This is a genomic window from Marinobacter sp., from assembly GCF_033722735.1.
Lineage (GTDB): Bacteria > Pseudomonadota > Gammaproteobacteria > Pseudomonadales > Oleiphilaceae > Marinobacter.
The window spans coordinates 87,840-105,308 of sequence record NZ_JAWVYN010000006.1 but is presented as its reverse complement, the minus strand read 5'-3'; the positions used below and the strand labels follow the sequence as shown (position 1 = coordinate 105,308).

The window sequence follows — 17,469 nt, the reverse complement described above, 5'->3', positions numbered from 1 at the left end:
GTCGTCGGCTGCGACGCCGGGCGCCACATTCATCGGATTGGAACACCAGGATATCTCTATTGTATCTGACGCACGCGATTACCGGCGCTATAGTTGAACAACGCACAGAACATACTGAGCCTCTTACTCGCCGGGGCCATTCCATGCCCCCCACCACGATGATCGAACAGCCAGGTACCAAAGTACGACGGACTTACTGCGCCTTGAAGGCCTTCGGTTACGCCCTTTTTGCTTCGACAACCGCCCTGTCCAGTCCGGAGGCGGGAGCACAGCCTTACCCTGGCGAGTGCATCAGCAGCGAAGTCCAGCCGGAGGCCATTGACCTGGACCAGCCCCGGGATCAGCTGCAACGCCAGGGTGACCTGTTGATTCCGGAGGGCGCCCGAATCGGGTGGGTTCGTATCGTTCGCCGGCCCATCTTCGACATCTCCGACCCGGAGCAGGACAACGTGCTGTACCGGGCACTGAACACGCTCAATACCCCCACCTGGGAATCTGCCCTGCGTGCCCAGTTGATATTTGACGAGGGCGATCTCTATCAGCCGGACCTGATCTCAGAATCTGAGCGCATTCTCCGTCAGCGCGAATACCTGGCGGCCGCCTGGGTCGGTGTGACCCGGGTCTGCGAAAATGACGTCGAGGTGAGTGTGCTGGTGCGTGATACCTGGACACTGCTGCCCAGCGCCGGAGCTTCACGGGCCGGCGGTGAGAACACCACCAGCGCCGGACTCTCCGATCCTAACGTGTTTGGTTCCGGCAAGAGCCTGGGGGTCTCCCACGCGCGGGGACCGGACCGGACCGAGACCGGAGTCAATTTCGATGACCCCAATGTTATGGGCTCCCACTGGCGAACCGGCTTTGCCTACGCAAACCGCAGCGACGGACACGGGTACAGTGGCTACCTCGAGCACCCCTTCTACAGCGAACGCACCCTCTGGCGTGTTGGCCTCAGTGGCGTGGACGACGTTCGAGAGCAATCCCGTTTTGTCGGTGCTAAGGCCATCGCGGATTACCGCCGCAACCAACAAGCCGCAAGCATCGATGTGGGTAGGCGACTGGCGGAGCGCGGTGTTCGCAAATTGCGTTTGCTTGCCGGCTACCGCTACGAGGCGCTGGAATTTGAACGCCTGCCGGACGAGCCGGCTCTGGACGTGCTGCCAGACAACCGCACCCTGAGCTACCCGTGGCTTGGCTTCGATTACCGCGAGAACCGGTTCGTTGAAATGGCGAACCTGACCCGACTGCAGCGAGTTGAGGACGTGCGGGATGGCATGGTGTGGCGAACCGAGCTGGGCTATTCGTCCCGCGGACTCGGCGCCACAGAGGACCGCATAGTTCTGGCCACGGATTTCCGCGATGCGCTGCTGGCCACCGACGCCAGTTACACCAGCTACGGCCTGAGCCAGAGCGGTACTTACCGGCTCGATGAACACCGTTTCGAAAACCTGCAGGGAACGCTCAGCCTGGACTACTTCTATGGCGGTGCGGTGCGCTCGAAACGCTGGTACACCAACCTCTCTTTTACCGCAGCGCACAACCTGACCGCAGACCAGCAGCTGTTGATTGGCGGAGACACCGGCCTACGGGGCTATCCAAGCGAATACCAACAGGGTAACCGGCGAGCGATCTGGACACTGGAACGGCGGTATTTTCCGGACTGGCACCCCTTCAAGCTGTTCCGAGTGGGCGGCCTGCTGTTCGTGGAGGCGGGACGAGCCTGGTTTCATGACGGCCGGAACAGTGGTCCGGATGACGGGATACTTAGAGACGTTGGTCTTGGGATAAGGCTGGGATCGAGCCGGATCGAAGTCCAGACCATGCTGCACCTGGACGTGGCCTTCCCTCTGGATGGCGATGACAGCATTGACCAGGTACAGGTGCTGCTTAGGGGTGGGTCGCGGTTCTAGTCGATTTCTGCTCACACACCATGTGGCTGGATCGGGGACAGACCGGCCCTTAATTTTCTCGCCACTGCCGAGACGAACGGCGGTAAAAACTGGATAATAGTTCGCCTCGGCTCGTTAGCCTGCCCAATTCTCAAAACCCGGTAGTCCCCCCAATGGAAATCAACGTCAACTTTCTCGACAACCTCCGACTGGAAGCCAAGTTTGACGACTTCACCGTCATCACCGACCAGCCCATTCGCTACAAGGGCGATGGCTCGGCGCCCAGTCCGTTCGATTACTTCCTGGCGTCGTCGGCACTGTGTGCGGCCTACTTTGTGCGGGTGTACTGCAAGGCCCGGGACATTCCCACCCACAACATCCGCCTGTCACAGAACAACATCGTTGACCCGGAGAATCGCTACAACCAGATCTTCAGGATCCAGGTGGAGCTGCCGGAGGACATCTCCGACAAGGATCGACAGGGCATTCTGCGCGCCATCGACCGCTGCACCGTGAAGAAGGTGGTACAGACCGGCCCCCAGTTCGAGATCGAGACCGTCGAGAACCTGGACGAGGACGCCCAGGCCCTGTTGATGGTCGAGCCCGATGCCGAACACCGCACCTTCATCGAGGGCAAGGACCTGCCACTGGAGCAGACCATCGCCAACATGACCGGCATCCTGGAAGAGCTGGGCATGAAGATTGAGATCGCCTCCTGGCGCAACATCGTGCCCCACGTGTGGTCGCTGCACATTCGCGATGCCGCCTCCCCCATGTGCTTCACCAACGGCAAGGGCGCCACCAAGGAGAGCGCATTGTGCTCGGCGCTGGGCGAGTTCATCGAACGGCTGAACTGCAACTTCTTCTACAACGACCAGTATTTTGGCGAGGAGATCGCCAACAGCGAGTTCGTCCACTACCCCAACGAACAATGGTTCCAACCCGGCCCCAATGACGAGCTGCCCGAGGGCATTCTGGATGACCACTGCCTGGCCATCTACAATCCGGACGGCGACCTGGGCGGCTCCCACCTGATCGACACCAACTCCGGTCGGGTCGACCGCGGGATCTGCGCCCTGCCCTTCGTACGCCAGTCCGACGGCGAGGTAGCGTACTTCCCCTCCAACCTGATCGAGAACCTGTACCTCAGCAACGGCATGAGCGCGGGCAACACTCTGTTCGAGGCCCAGGTGCAGTGCCTGTCGGAGATCTTCGAGCGGGCGGTGAAGAAGCAGATCATCGAAGAAGAGATTGCGCTGCCGGACGTGCCCCAGGCCGTGCTCGCCAAATACCCCAGCATCGTGGAAGGCATCGAGGCACTGGAGAAACAGGGATTCCCGGTGCTGGTCAAGGACGCCTCCCTGGGTGGCCACTTCCCGGTGATGTGCGCGACCCTGATGAACCCGCGCACCGGCGGTGTGTTCGCCTCCTTTGGCGCGCACCCCAGCTTCGAGGTGGCGCTGGAGCGTAGCCTGACCGAGCTGCTGCAGGGCCGCAGTTTCGAGGGCCTGAACGATGTGCCGGCACCCACCTTCAACAGCCTGGCGGTATCCGAGCCCAACAACTTTGTGGAGCACTTCATCGATTCCACCGGCGTGGTGTCCTGGCGCTTCTTCAGCGCCAAAGCCGATGTCGAGTTCTGTGAATGGGACTTCTCCGGCAGTAACGAAGAAGAAGCAGCCACCCTGTTCGGGATTCTCGAAGACCTGGGCAAGGAGGTGTACATGGCCACCTACGAAGAGCTGGGGGCGCCGGTGTGCCGAATCCTCGTGCCGGGCTACTCCGAGGTGTACCCGGTGGAGGAACTGATTGAGGATAACACCAACGTCGCCCTGGATTATCGGGAAGACATTCTCAACCTCCATGCCTTGGATGACGAGCAGCTGGCCGATCTGGTGGAACGCCTGGAAGCCAGCCAGCTCGATGACTACATGACCATCATCACCTTGATCGGCGTGGAGTTCGATGAGAACACCGTCTGGGGTCAGTTGACCGTCCTGGAGCTGAAACTGCTGATCTGCCTGGCCCTGCAATGGCATGAGGAAGCACTGGAGTTCGTCGAAACCTTCCTGCAGTTCAACGACAATACCGTGGAGCGGGGGCTGTTCTACCAGGCGGTTCGAGCCGTGCTGGAAATCACCCTCGACGACGAGCTGGAGCTGGCCGACTACATCGTCAACCTTCGCCGCATGTTCGGCGAGGACACCATGGATGCCGTCGTGGGCTCGGTGGCGGGCAGCGTGCGCTTCCACGGCCTCACTCCGACCAACATGCAGCTCGAGGGCCTGGACAAGCACCTGCGGCTGATCGAGAGCTATAAAAAGCTGCACGCGACCCGCGCCGCGCGCTGGGGCAAGACCAAGGAAGCCCCGGGCTCAGACACCGGGAACGGTTGCCAATTAGCCGCCCCTTAGCGAACCGTATCCACCGGCAAGATCGAGTGGCAGCAGGAGGGAGCCGGCCTACGGGGCAAAGCGGCCAGTGCCCCGACCTCCAAGGCGATGGGCTGCCACCCGATGGGTGCTGCAGCCCTAGCCTTTGATTGACGCGCCCCCGCATTTTACGGTCACGCAGCTTGCCCCACGTCTGTTGGTCTCAGCTAGCAGTAGCGACTCGAATTCACAAGCCGGCAGCGGTTTGTGATAGTAGTATCCCTGTACCAGGCTCCCTCCCCAAGCCCAAATCATCTCGCATTGGGCCTTTGTCTCGACGCCCTCGGCAATAATTTCAAGCCCCATTGTCAAACCCAGATTGATAATGGAGCGCACGAGAGCCTGATCATGGTCAACTTTCTCCAGGTTACTGACAAAGCTTTGGTCAACCTTGATACCCGCCAACGGAAACTGCTGCAGGTGGCTTAACGAAGAATACCCCGTGCCGAAGTCATCCAGCCAAATGGCAAACCCGAGTTCGCACAGCCGATTGAGGATGCCAATGGCCTTGTCTTTGTCCTCGATCAGCATGGTCTCGGTGATTTCCAGGTGCAGGTCACCCGGCGCAATGCCATGAACGTTAACAGCCGTGATGAGATCGTCCACCAGTTCCTCATGGTAAATCTGCTGCGCCGACAGATTGATACCAATATGAAACGGTACGTCGGTTTGGCTTTTCCAGGCCGCGATCTGCCTGGCCGCCTTGTTCAGGACCCAGTGGCCAATCTTCTGGATCTGTCCGCTTTCTTCCGCCACTGGAATGAACACCGCGGGCGAAATGAACCCATGCTCCTGGTGGTGCCAGCGGATGAGCGCCTCTGCGCCGACAATCGTGCCACTGTCCAGTGCGACCTGCGGTTGAAAGTAAAGCTCAAACTCGTCCTGTAACAGGGCCTTGTTCAGGTCTTCGCGAATCTGGGCAACCAATCGGAATTTTCTTGACAGGTTTGGATCGAAAAACTGGTAGTTGTTCTTGCCAAGCCCCTTGGCCTGATACATGGCCTGGTCTGCGTTCTTTAGCAAGGTTTCAACGTCCTGCCCGTCAGTCGGGGCCATCGTGATGCCAATGCTGGCACCAACATGCACCGGCTGCTGGTATATATGAAAGCACCGCTGTAACGACCGGATCACCCGCTGGGCAATTGCTGCGGCATGCGAGTGACAGCGTAAGCCATTCACCAGGATGGTAAACTCATCACCTCCCAGACGACACACCGTTGCCCCATAATCTTGTCTGGTCCCGGATGTGACCGATATTAGCTGATCTTCCCCCTCCCGCAGACAACGGGCAATGCGCCGTGCCACCTGTTTTAACAGATGGTCTCCTGCTTCGTGGCCGAGGCTGTCATTGATATGTTTGAAGTCGTCCAGATCGATGAACATCAACGCCGTCAGGGCATCGCTCGAATCGGGATGATGCAACGCCTCTTCAATTTTTTCTTTCAACAGCAGGCGGTTGGGAAGCTCAGTGAGTGAATCATGATAGGCAATACGTTTCAGATCGGCTTGGTGCGCTCGAATACGCCGATTCATGCCATTAAAGGCCCGCGCCAGATCGCCCAGCTCATCTTGCCGGTTGAGCTGCACTTCGTTCTTATAGTCACCGCAGCCAATCTGGTCAGCCGCCTCCGCCAGTTGCCGGATGGGACGTGTAAAGCGCCGGGACAGCAGGGCCGTTACGCCCCCGATGGCAATCAACAGGATGATCATCAGGGTGGCGGAAGCGTAAAGCAGATTGCGTAACTGCGATTGCTTTATATACTCAAGTTCAGCCTGGAACGACTGTACCTCCTGCAACTCTGGCTCCAACGTCAATTTAAACAGCGCGGCGCCAATCAGCTTATCGCCCATCATGATCGGGAAGGCACCCAGCACAAAACGGTCATCCAGTAGCAGGGAGGCGGTATTGGTCGCGCCAAGGCTCCGGATCAACGGTGCCCGCTCGTGCAGCTGGCCAAACTGAGCAATATCAGACCTGCCATCGTGGAGGATACTCCCCTCAGGGCCGGTGATGATAATCGAGTGCACGCCATAGAGGGAGCGAAACACGCTCAACTGGTCACCAATGGCAGTTAAATCGTAGGAATAGACGGGACGGGACAGGTCATTTGCCAGCATGACACCGATACTCTCGGCTCGTTCCTTGACCCGTTGTAGAAGACGTTCACGCATGGCTGCGACACTTTCCTCCTGCACCTCATCCGCCAGCTTGTGGCTGTACACCAGCCAGGTTGAGGACAGGAGCACAACCGTTGAGGCCAGAACAAGAGTGACAAACAGCTGATGTTGCGTCTGCAGGCGTAGTCTCATTTGCTCACTGTCCTATTCCAGTTCGTGTTTAACACGGCGCATCAGTTCGGCGACATCGGTGAGCATCTTCTCCGCTTCCCGATCAATGGCGGTAAACCGCGTTAGGTCTTTGAATCTCTGGATGATTTCTCTGCCTTCAGGGTCTCGGTGGGCGTTGAGCAATGCATCTTGCAGGTGCTGCCGAAACTGGTCGTTGCGTTGGGCGGTGACGAGTTCCACGGACCGGGGCACATTGTCGGTACGGAAGATAATGCGTAAATCCCTTTTCATCGCGGGGGGAACGATACCCTCGTCTTCCCAGTCCAGGTTGCTGAGCGCCGCCGCACTGACCAGCCGCTTGTGTACCCAGGCGGTTGAATTGGCCTCATCCAGAGAGAAGACGTAGTTGGTAAACGCTGGCTTGGGGGATTGCCGTACCGAGGCCAATGGCGAAAGTCTATGCCCGTTCAGTCTGAGCGATGCCGCGGGCAAAAAATACGCCGAAGTGGATCCCGCATCCTCAAAGGCTATGGTCTCACCGACCAGGTCCTGCAGCGATGAAAGTCCACTGTCCTTATGGACAAAGACCACTGAATGGTACAACTTGACGCCACCGCGCCAGCCAATGGCAACCGGCACAGCGTCGGATGCCTCTTTCAGATAAGTGGCTGAAAATGGTGACTCGGTCACCAGGTCGACGGTGCCATCCCTCAGCCAGTGCGCCATGGTCGTATTATTGTCCGCTAACAGAACCTGGCACCGGGAAATGCCCTGCGCTTGCATTTGACGAGCCAGATAACAGGCGATGTCCGCTAGTGGCGGTACGCTCTTGGCGGGATCGGAGGCAACTCTGCCGATAACCAACGTCTGTTCCCGCTGGGCATCATTCACCTCACCGGTCGGTACGAACGTCGCTTCCGCGTGTACCGGTAGCGTCGGCAGTGTGAGAAGCCAAGCCAGCAGTCCCAGGCTTAATGCCCAGGGCCTGGGCACACAGCGCAGGCTGACGGTGAGTCGTGAACAGAGTTTGGCCAGATCCTGCATGATTGGCCCTCCTTATCCTTCGCAAGGATAAAAGCGAGTGTAGGGGTGGTGCCGAAAAGCCACACCAACCAACCCTTACCGACATTGCCATGAACCTGATCACAATTCCCGGCAATTCGGGTTGATTTTGAGAATGGCAGAATTGTCTCCAAGAAGCCGTAATCATTATTTCCAATATGATGCTTATTTGTAACCGTCACCGAGCGGGTTTCTATCCGAGGTCACTTTCAATGAACCTCTCAATTACCCCCGGAAACGAAGAGCCTACCTATAGGTAAATTGCCTCAAAAACGTCGACAAACAGTCCACAATCATGCATAAATGAATAATAACGCAAATCAAATACCAAAAGGAAATAAAGCCAACCAATAAAACAAAAATAATGACGACGCCATGTTCATTTTTACTGCCCCAATAAGATAATAAACCAACATTTCTACAGAACAATTAACCAAACACATAAACACCAGGTATTCGCTTGTTTTACCTGCGTTTTAACATCCTTCTTTCACGATTGACTTAGGCGTACCTACCGCCTTTCCGAGGGCGGCGCTACATACAACTAGACCTTGTCTTACACTTTGTCACCTCCCGGTAACCGACACATTCACACTCGACCAGCCTGAGTTACCTTTAGACCTAAAGACCTATATCACTTTATAAAAGTGAGGTATTTGTAACTATTGTCGAGACCACGGTTATTATTTAACCGTATATCACACTTCCATAACCGAGCATTACCAATCTCATAAAGTAGACAAGCCTTATGTGGGGTAACTTGGCGATTACTGGATACAGGAGTTGCTGAATTACTCCTGGATTCACCTTGGAGTTTGCAGTCTCAAGCGCACAGTTTGACGGATTAACGAGTAAGGAGTGCCGCTTGTCTACTTATCACCCTCATTTCGTTTCGAGCCGGCCGCGTTCCGACGCTTCATTGCCGGCCCCCAACGTTCGACCTACCCCAGTGTTCCGCTCTACCACGGGTGAGCGGACGGCGGCTTCACTGCAGTTCAAATCAAACCTCATGAGCACCGGCGGCCAGCACCATCCGGCAGTGCCCGTGAGTCTGTTTATCTGCAACCAACCTAAGCAGGACCTTGGAGAAGATTATGGCTTTTTTAGGCGAAATTCGTATGGCGTGCTTTAACTATGCTCCCCGCGGTTGGGAGAAGTGTGACGGGCAGTTATTGATGATCAGCGACTACCAGGCACTGTTTTCCCTGCTAGGCACGCAATTTGGCGGGGACGGCAGGACCACTTTCGCATTGCCGGACTTACGGGGCCGGGTGCCCATTCACCAGGGCCAGGGAAAAGGCTTACCCGCTTTCTTTCCCATGGGCCAGTTCGGGGGGCAGTATACCGAAGAGCTGACAGCGGCCCAGCTACCCTCCCACACCCATAACCTGGCGGATGGCACCCAGGTGACTTTTCCGGCATTCAGCCAAGGTGGGAATACCGGCACCCCTGGGCCCGGAGCCGTCATGGCGGAAATCAATTCCGGGTTCTCTCCGCTGGAAGCCTACAGCACCGAAACGCCGGATACCCGCTTGAAACCGGGCTCACTGAGCGGACAGACAACGGCAACCGGAGGCAATAAGGATTTCTCCATCACGCAGCCCTATAGCGTGGTCAACTTCATTATCTGCACCGACGGTGGAGAGTATCCCCCCAGACAATAACTTCCCAAAAAGACGGCCGTCCGGTTGGCGGCCGCCTCCCTTTTAAGCTTCAGTCGATCCGCCCTCGCATGCTCGGTCAGAGCGAGAGTGGCTGTTCGGCTGCACCGTGACATGAGGCTTGAACCGATGTTGGCAATCGTTCCGATCATTCTCCCTTCCTGCTTTGTGGCCTGCAGCACAATGCGCGGCCATGGCACATCCAGTGCCTCGATCAAAGGCTCCTTGTCCCACAGTGGGGTGACCTATGTTTAAGCAAGGCATGTTTGGCCGAGTTTCCCGTATCCTGACGATTGCCTGCATTACAGCGCTCTTTAGCCAGGGGGCAATTGCCGCGCAAAGTTCCTACGAGTTCTCCTCTGGAGATAAAGCCACCCTAACGGGCGCCGCAGCCACCCTGTCAGGCAATACCACCTTTACCATCGAATTCTGGGTAAACTTTGCCGGCGCCCCCTCGAGTACGGTAAACCTGATCGACTTTGATGTGGAAGGCACCGTCTATGGGGATGCCGGTGGCATCGTCATGTTCAACGACACCATCACGGTGGACCTGGGCAGCAACTTCGCCAGCCTGACGCAAAGCATACCCCTGACACTGAGCAGCGGTACCTGGTATCACTTCGCAGTGGTCTTTGATAACGGCTACTGGGATTTTTATGTCGATGGCGCCGCCCAAGGAACAGATGTTCAGGATCAGGGAGCAAATACCAGTGTTCCTGGCTACTCCACCGTCGAATTTGTCCTGGGTCCTCAAGACCTTAGCACTGTGGATAATTTTACCGGCAAGATGGACGATGTCCGGCTCTGGTCCACGGCCCGCACCCAACAACAGGTCCAGGACAATAGAAGTGTCGAGTTGGCTGGCAACGAAGCGGGCCTGGTCGGTTACTGGAAGTTGAATGAAGCCAGCGGCACAACGGTGACCGACAGCCAAGCCAGTGGCCTGTACCACGGCAGCCAGTCCGGGGTGACTCTGGGAGTAGACGGCGCCTTCGTCGCGGGGGATAGCACCCCTCCAAGCTTTGAAAACAGTACGCCTGCCGTTTCGGGCACGACCCTCTCCCAAACCACGCTAACGGTACGCCTGAACGAAATCGGCACTGCCTACTACGTAGTGGTGGCCGATGGCGCCGGGGGGCCCAGCAGCGCCCAGGTCAAGGCCGGCCAAGACAGCGGCGGCAGCGCGGCGCTGGCCAGCGGCAGCCTCAATGTCAGTTCCGCCAGCACCGACTTTACCGACACGGTTACCGGCCTCAGCGCTGCCACCGCCTATGACATTTATGTGGTGGCGGAGGACGATGAGGGCACTCCCAACCTCCAATCCAGTGCCACCAAGGTGGATGTGACCACCGACGCTCCGGACAGCGATGGCGACCTGACCGCAGCCGGGTCGGTCAGCGAGCCGGTGGGACTTGACACCACGGTGGATACCGTCGGCGAAGCAGTGGACGTGTTCGACTTCACCCTGAGCGACGGTGGCACCAGTGACGGCCTGCCAATGAGTGTGTCCCAGCTTGTGGTCAATGTCTCAGGCACCAGTACCGACACTGAGCGAAGCCAGATTACCTGGCGCCTGAACGGCCCGGATGCCAGCAACGTCGCCGGTACCTATAACGCCGGGGCCGATACCCTGACCTTCTCGGGCCTGGGCATTGCCATTGCCGACGGCGGCAGCGAAACCTATACCGTCAACGCCTACTACAATGACAACACCAACCTGACCGAAGACCACACAGTCATCCTCTCCGTGGACGGCGACACCGATGTAACCTTGGGTACTTCCGGCACGCTGATGGGCGCGACAAGCGCCGTCACCAACGGCACCGGTACCACCCTGGATGTGGTCGCCACGCAACTGGTCTTTACCACCCAGCCTGCCGGCTCGGTGTCCGGCAGCGCGTTGACCACCCAACCGGTGGTGGCCGCCCGGGACGCCTTTGGCAATACCGACGTGGACTTCAGTGAAACCATTGCGCTGACGGAAACCAGCGCCGGCGTCTTGAGTAATACCACTCAAACCGCGACCGGTGGTGTGGCCACGTTCACCAGTGTTACCTACACCGCCACGGCCGACCAGCAAAGCTTTACTCTCACCGCCAACGACCAGGACGGCGTGGGCACCGATCTCAGCACAGTCGACGCCAACTCCGTCACTTCCGATGTGGTGGCCACCAAGCTGGTGTTCGGTACCGAGCCGGCGCCTACCAGCATGGTTAGTGAGGAAATCACCCACTTCAGTACCGTGCCGGTGATCCGGGCGGTGGATGCCTTGGGCGCAGTGGATACCGGGTACAGCACGACTTTCACACTCAACGTAACCGACCCCAACGACGGCACCCTGGACGGCACCGTCAACAGCATGACGGGCACCGGCGATACCGATGGCAACGGAATCACCGTCACCCTGTCGCCCAGTTCCGGCCAGGCAACCTACACCGGATTGTCGCTGACCTACACCAACAGCGGCCCAACCGAGACCCTGGCGTTGAGGGCGACGTCAGGCGGCCTTACCGCCACCAACAGCACCGAGATCACCTCAACCGTCAATAACGCGCCGGTTATCGCCAACCTGGGGGGCGACAACGTCGCCTGGGCGGGTAACGGAGACACCGTGACCCTGGATGTCGATGGCAACGCAACCATCACCGATACCGAACTGGATGCCCTCAACGGCGGCAACGGCGACTATGCCGGTAGCTCCATGACCTTACAGCGGTCCGGCGGGGCGGTCGCCAACGATGTGTTCGGGTTCGATAGCAGCGGCGCCTTGTTCACCGTCAGCGGTAGCAGTCTGCAAGATGGTGGCCAGACCTTTGCCACCTTCACCAGCGACAACGGCGTGCTGACCATCGATTTCGACAGCAGCCAAGCCACCGCGACCAGCGCCCTGGTTGCCGAAGTCGTCCAGCGCGTTACCTATCGCAACGACACCCTGACAGACGATGCCACAGTCCGTTTCACCCTGAGCGATGGTTCCCGGACAGCCTTCGCCGATGTGCTGGTGGATGCCGTTCGACCTTCCGTCAGCACGGTCGGCGTGCCTGTCGACAGCACCTATGTGGCCGGCGACAACCTCGACCTGACGGTCAATTTCGACGACAACGTAACGGTAAACACCGACGGCGGTACGCCGCGCATCCCCCTGACCATCGGTGCCACCATCCGTTATGCCGACTATCAGTCCGGCTCTGGTAACAGCGCGATGGTGTTCCGCCATACCGTGCAAAGCGGCGATCAGGACACGGATGGCATTACCCTGGGTGGGGCCATCGACGCTAACGGGGGCACGCTGGAAGACGCCGTCGGTAACGATGCGCAGTTGACCCTGAACAGCGTCGGCAACACCAGCGGCGTGCTGGTGGATGCAGCGGTGCCCAGCGGTCACAGCGTGAGCTTCGATGACGATTCCCTGAACGCCAGCGAGGCCATCGGCACCAGCTTTACCTTTGCCAATGCGGAAGTCGGGGCCAGCTACAGCTATACCATCAGCAGCAGCGGCGGGGGCACCGATGTAACCGGCTCCGGCACGATCGCCAACGCGGACCTGCAGGTCAGCGGCGTTGATGTCAGCGCCCTGGGCGATGGCACCCTGACACTGTCCGTGGTGCTGACCGATGCGGTGAACAATGCCGCCAGCGCCGTCACCGACACCACTGCGCTGGACACCACCGGGCCGGCCCTGCAAAGCTCGACGCCGCTGAACAGCGCCAGCGATGTCCCTTACGATACCGGCCTGACCCTGGTGTTCAACGAGTCTGTCCAGGCGGGCAGTGGTCAAGTGGCGGTTTACGATGCGGCGGACGACAGCCTGCACGAAGCCATTACCATCGCCAACGTTGAGATAGCGGGTCAAACGGTCACCGCCACCCTGAGCGAGTCGTTGACTCCCACCCACACCTACTATGTGACCGTCGACAGTGGTGCCCTGACGGACGCAACGGGCAATGGCTTTACCGGATTCGCCGACTCAACCGGTCTGCGCTTCACCGTCCAGAACAGCGCCCCCACGGCGGCGAACGATGCGGTGGCGGTCCGCCAGGGTGAATCCCTCGCCATTGAGGTATTGGCCAATGACGGCGACCTGGAGGGGCTGTTGACCCCCGCCAGCACCCAGGTCACCGCCCCCCCCGCCCATGGCCGGGTGTCGGTGGACATCGGGACCGGTGTGATCACCTACACGCCGGATGCCGGCTACAGCGGCGCTGACAGCTTCGCCTACCGGGTTGAGGACGAGTTTCAGGAACTGTCCAATGTCGCGACGGTGGCGCTGGACGTTACGCCGTTGAACCAGTCTCCCCTCGCCTGGCCCGATGTGGCTACGGCGGCACCGGGCCAATCGGTGGTCATCGACCTGCTGGCCAATGACGAATCCGGTGACAGCGGCGATCCCCTGGATGCGGCCAGCATCCAGCTGGTTAACCGGCCCCTGAATGGCACTGCCAGCCTCGATGGCAGCGAATTGAGCTACACACCGAACGAAGGGTTCAGCGGCACCGAGAGGATGCGCTACACCGTACTCGACCAGGACGGACTCGAGTCCAATATTGCCGACGTACTGATCAACGTGTCTGCCGGTAACCAGCCACCGGCCGCCAGCGATGACAGTGCGGCCACCCCCGGCAACACGCCGGTAACGGTGGACATCCTGGCCAACGACAGTGACACCGACGGCACCCTGGCGCCGAACTCCGTGCGGGTACTGGTACACGCGCGTCACGGGTCGGTTGAGTTGGACAGCACGACGGGCGAGCTGACCTACACACCGGACGCGGGTTACCGGGGCGAAGACAGGGTTGCCTATAGCGTCAGTGACGACCAGGAAGCGGTATCCGAAACCGCGGTAGTCACTCTTTCCGTAGGAGCCAGCGATGCACCTATCGCCCGAGATGATCGGGTCCAACTGGTGGGCGCCCGCCAGCACACGCTGAACGTGCTGGGGAACGACCGGGGTGCGAATGCGCTGGTCCCGGGCTCACTGAGTGTGACCTCCGGACCGGCCCAGGGCAGCGTGCTGGTCGATGCCACCACCGGCCAGTTGCGGTACACGCCGGATGAGGGCTTCAGTGGAACCGACCAGCTGAGCTATACCGTCAGTGACGATCAGGGGCGGGTGTCCAATACTGCCACGGTCACCATCGGCTTCGAGCCGGTGAACCACGCGCCGATCGCCAATGCAGACTGGATCGAGCTGGACGAAGAGACGTCGGCTGTGCTGCCCCTGACGACCAACGACCAGGATATCGAGGGGAGCCTGGATACGGCCAACATCACCCTGCTGACGCAACCCACTTCGGGGCAGGTCAGTGTGGACGACGGAGGCAGTCTGATTTACACGCCGGATGAACACTTCGCCGGGGAAGACCGCTTCACCTATCACATTGCCGATGCCGCGGGTTCTGAGTCCCACTCTGCGATCGTGCGTCTGCGAGTCACCCCCGTGGCCGATGTTCCCCTGATCAGCGGTACCCCGACAACCACCGTGCCTGCCGAGGAGTCCTATCGGTTCACCCCGGTAGCCAGGGACATTGATGGCAACCCACTGACCTTCAGCATCGGCAACAAGCCGTCGTGGGCCAGTTTCGATGCCGTCACCGGCCGGCTTGCCGGCACCCCGGGCCTGGAAGACGTGGGTTTGACGGAAGGCATCGTGATTACCGTGAGTAACGGTGACAAGAGTGCCACGCTGCCCACCTTCAGCCTGCGGGTAACGGATAACTCCGGCGGCTCCCAGGTTGTCGAGGACGACAGCGAGCCCAGTGGCCCGACCGGCCCCAACGGCGACGAGCAAGGTGGCGAGCTGTTCCAGGTGAATCCGGACATGCCGGTACTGGCGACACCGGACACCGGCTGGCCGGACCTGGGCGACGGGCAGTCCACTGCCCCCGCCTACAGCATCGCCTTTATCGACCAGTACGGGGCCCCTCGGCGGGTCCAGGTGACACAGGGTGAAGGCGTTGCCGCACCCGTACCCTCGGGGCCCGACGGTGATGGCCGCCAGCACCTGGCGTTCACCCAGGCCGACGGCAGTGAGCAACGGGTGACGATCACCCCGCAAGGCGAGACCCTGGTCAGCGTTTACGCCCAGGGTGGCGATCCGGCACCGGTCAGTCGTCTGACCAGTGAAGCGGCAACACTGCAAACCACGGTCACTGACGGTGGCGATGTGATTAGCCGCACCACCGTGGCGCTGACCAGCGGAGGCCTGGCCAAGGTCGCCCTCACCCAGTCCACCGCCAGTGGCGTGCTGCTGACGATCACCCCGGTCTCCACAAAAGGCATTGACGCCGCACCCACCCGATTCCAGTTTGACGTGGTGCCGGCGACGATACGGCTGGCACGGGATGGTACTGTCACCGCCAAAGCCGAATCCACCAATGGGACTGGGGACACCGTCGCGCTCAGCGTGCGCCTCGACGCACGCGGCTACCTGACCGCAAGCACCACCGTGGACGATGGCGCGGGTGATCCCGGCACAAGCGCTGTGGTGGCCTCGCTGGTCGGCGTGGTGGGTGAATTCGACACCGACGCCAATCTGCTGGTGGCCCCCGACCTTGCCGCACTGGCGGAACAGGTGGTCACCGTGGACAGTGAAGGCGTCCTCCGCTATGACGACGATGGCACCCCGGTAGCCGGGTCCCTGGGGACCAGCGTTGTGCTGGGATCGGACGGTGTCAGTACCATCACCCGCAATGGCGACCCGGACCTGAATGGCCTGCGCCGCGCTGCTGAAATCGGCTCCTCGGCAGGCGGCACCGCCACCCTCAGTCGCCTGGAGGTGACCGATGTCGCCAGTGGTAACGCCGACGTGCACATCGAGCCCGCCGGGGACGGCGATGGCTACAGTGCCACCCGAGACCTGGGCGACGGCCTGCTGCAGTCCCTGCTCAGGCTCGATGGCAGTGCCGTGCACCAATTCTCACGCCCGGGGCGGCAAACCAACGAAGCCAGGGCCCTGGTTGCCAACACCCTGTCAATCCTGTTCGAAGACCGAGCAGTCTCGGTGGCCGAGCATGCCGCCTCCACGTTGTATGTGGAGGCGCATACCGATGGCAGTGTCCGCCACGAAGTGGCCCGCGCAGGATGGACAACCCAGGCCATCAGCCGGGCCTCCGGATCCCGCACCCGGCTGGAGAGCGTGGACGACTCCACCGATGTACAGGTGGTAACCGAGGCCGAGCTCGAGGGGCGGCAAATCCGCGTGATCGCTCGCGCCGATGGCTCCGCCGAGCATCGCCTGGTTAACCAGGCCGGCCAGGTTACCGAATCGTCGTTCGACCTGGCCGGGACCACCACCTCCATCTCCCCTCTGGGCAACCTGAAGAGCCGGGTACGGCTGGGCGATGGATCGGTGTGCGCCTGGGTGGAGACCTTCAGCAATGGCGAAACCAGCACCGGCTTTGGCCGATACGGCTCGGACAGCGCAAGCTGCATTGACATCCAGCGGCCCACGAACCTGGACAGCGCCTTCGAGGCGGGTAATCAGGTGGAGGTGAGAAACGATGGCGCAGGCTACTCCATTATTGTTGAAACCCAGCTAACCCGCCCGATCCGGTTCTAAGGAGAAGACGATGACTCACAGTAAGCGCAGACTGAACATAGCGGCCATCGGCTTGCTGGTGGCGGCCCTGGCACTGACCGGCTGCAGCAGCGATGACCACACCGCCTCCCCGGCATCAAAGCAAGAGGCGGTCGCTTTGGCACTGGGTGAGGAGACCGAGGTGTTTTCCGGCGACCAGGTCCTGGACACTGGGGGCGATACCAGAATACGGGTGCGCCACGACGACGCCAGCGACCGGAAGTTTGTCACATTGCTGTCCGGCTCCGCAGAACTGATCCAGGCCTCGGATTAACACCGTTGTGCCGGCCAGGCAACATCGTGGTTGGGCGAGGCGCAGTGGGACAGCGATCACTCTTGCCGTTGTCGTTCTAGCAATCGGTGCGGGCCCTGGCCATTATTCGGCCCATGAGTTTATTCGCAACCTGGCGGACACTGGCTGACTTGGGCTTTTGCGTCTAAGTTGACTAGGGAGCCTTGATTCCGGATCGCCTTCGGCTTCCGGGGCCATTTCCCATCAAGTCGTGACTCTGCGGGGGGATCTCGAGACCATGCAAGAAGTCGCAACCGGAGTGGGGATGGCT

Annotated in this window: 7 protein-coding genes; 5 read left to right on the top strand and 2 right to left on the bottom strand. The window is 60.0% G+C overall.

The genetic code is table 11. The annotated features are described in order from the left end of the window. Positions 1-143 precede the first annotated feature (143 nt). Both R3175_RS06570 and R3175_RS06565 read left to right on the top strand, forming a co-directional pair. A complete protein-coding gene (locus R3175_RS06570) occupies positions 144-1,907 on the top strand; it encodes a BamA/TamA family outer membrane protein (protein ID WP_318943074.1) in 1,764 nt (587 codons plus the stop codon). 152 nt (positions 1,908-2,059) lie between these two features. Next, positions 2,060-4,300 (top strand): OsmC domain/YcaO domain-containing protein, encoded by a 2,241-nt coding sequence (locus R3175_RS06565; RefSeq protein WP_318943073.1) that lies wholly within the window; start codon positions 2,060-2,062, stop codon positions 4,298-4,300. 117 nt (positions 4,301-4,417) lie between these two features. Here R3175_RS06565 and R3175_RS06560 read toward each other — a convergent pair whose 3' ends face one another. Together R3175_RS06560 and R3175_RS06555 are read right to left on the bottom strand one after the other, a co-directional pair. Then, positions 4,418-6,628 carry a putative bifunctional diguanylate cyclase/phosphodiesterase gene (locus R3175_RS06560; RefSeq protein WP_318943072.1) on the bottom strand — a complete coding sequence of 737 codons (2,211 nt, stop codon included), beginning with the start codon at positions 6,626-6,628 and terminating at the stop codon, positions 4,418-4,420. A 12-nt stretch (positions 6,629-6,640) separates the two neighbouring features. Continuing rightward, positions 6,641-7,651, bottom strand: coding sequence for a phosphate/phosphite/phosphonate ABC transporter substrate-binding protein (locus R3175_RS06555; protein ID WP_318943071.1), 1,011 nt, complete (start codon positions 7,649-7,651; stop codon positions 6,641-6,643). 1,136 nt (positions 7,652-8,787) lie between these two features. Between R3175_RS06555 and R3175_RS06550 the strand changes: the two genes are divergently transcribed. The 3 genes from R3175_RS06550 (at position 8,788) to R3175_RS06540 (ending at position 17,180) form a co-directional block, all read left to right on the top strand. Next, positions 8,788-9,333 carry a phage tail protein gene (locus tag R3175_RS06550; RefSeq protein ID WP_318943070.1) on the top strand — a complete coding sequence of 182 codons (546 nt, stop codon included), beginning with the start codon at positions 8,788-8,790 and terminating at the stop codon, positions 9,331-9,333. 244 nt (positions 9,334-9,577) lie between these two features. Continuing rightward, positions 9,578-16,888 (top strand): Ig-like domain-containing protein, encoded by a 7,311-nt coding sequence (locus R3175_RS06545; RefSeq protein WP_318943069.1) that lies wholly within the window; start codon positions 9,578-9,580, stop codon positions 16,886-16,888. Between the two features lie 10 nt (positions 16,889-16,898). Further along, positions 16,899-17,180 (top strand): hypothetical protein, encoded by a 282-nt coding sequence (locus tag R3175_RS06540; RefSeq protein ID WP_318943068.1) that lies wholly within the window; start codon positions 16,899-16,901, stop codon positions 17,178-17,180. The last annotated feature ends 289 nt before the right edge of the window (positions 17,181-17,469 follow it).

Excerpts from the sequence above, each read along its gene's own strand:
- R3175_RS06570 (WP_318943074.1), top strand. The coding sequence starts at position 144 with ATGCCCCCCACCACGATGATCGAACAGCCAGGTACCAAAGTACGACGG.
- R3175_RS06540 (WP_318943068.1), top strand. The coding sequence starts at position 16,899 with ATGACTCACAGTAAGCGCAGACTGAACATAGCGGCCATCGGCTTGCTG.
- R3175_RS06565 (WP_318943073.1), top strand. The coding sequence starts at position 2,060 with ATGGAAATCAACGTCAACTTTCTCGACAACCTCCGACTGGAAGCCAAG.
- R3175_RS06545 (WP_318943069.1), top strand. The coding sequence starts at position 9,578 with ATGTTTAAGCAAGGCATGTTTGGCCGAGTTTCCCGTATCCTGACGATT.
- R3175_RS06555 (WP_318943071.1), bottom strand. The coding sequence starts at position 7,651 with ATGCAGGATCTGGCCAAACTCTGTTCACGACTCACCGTCAGCCTGCGC.
- R3175_RS06560 (WP_318943072.1), bottom strand. The coding sequence starts at position 6,628 with ATGAGACTACGCCTGCAGACGCAACATCAGCTGTTTGTCACTCTTGTT.
- R3175_RS06550 (WP_318943070.1), top strand. The coding sequence starts at position 8,788 with ATGGCGTGCTTTAACTATGCTCCCCGCGGTTGGGAGAAGTGTGACGGG.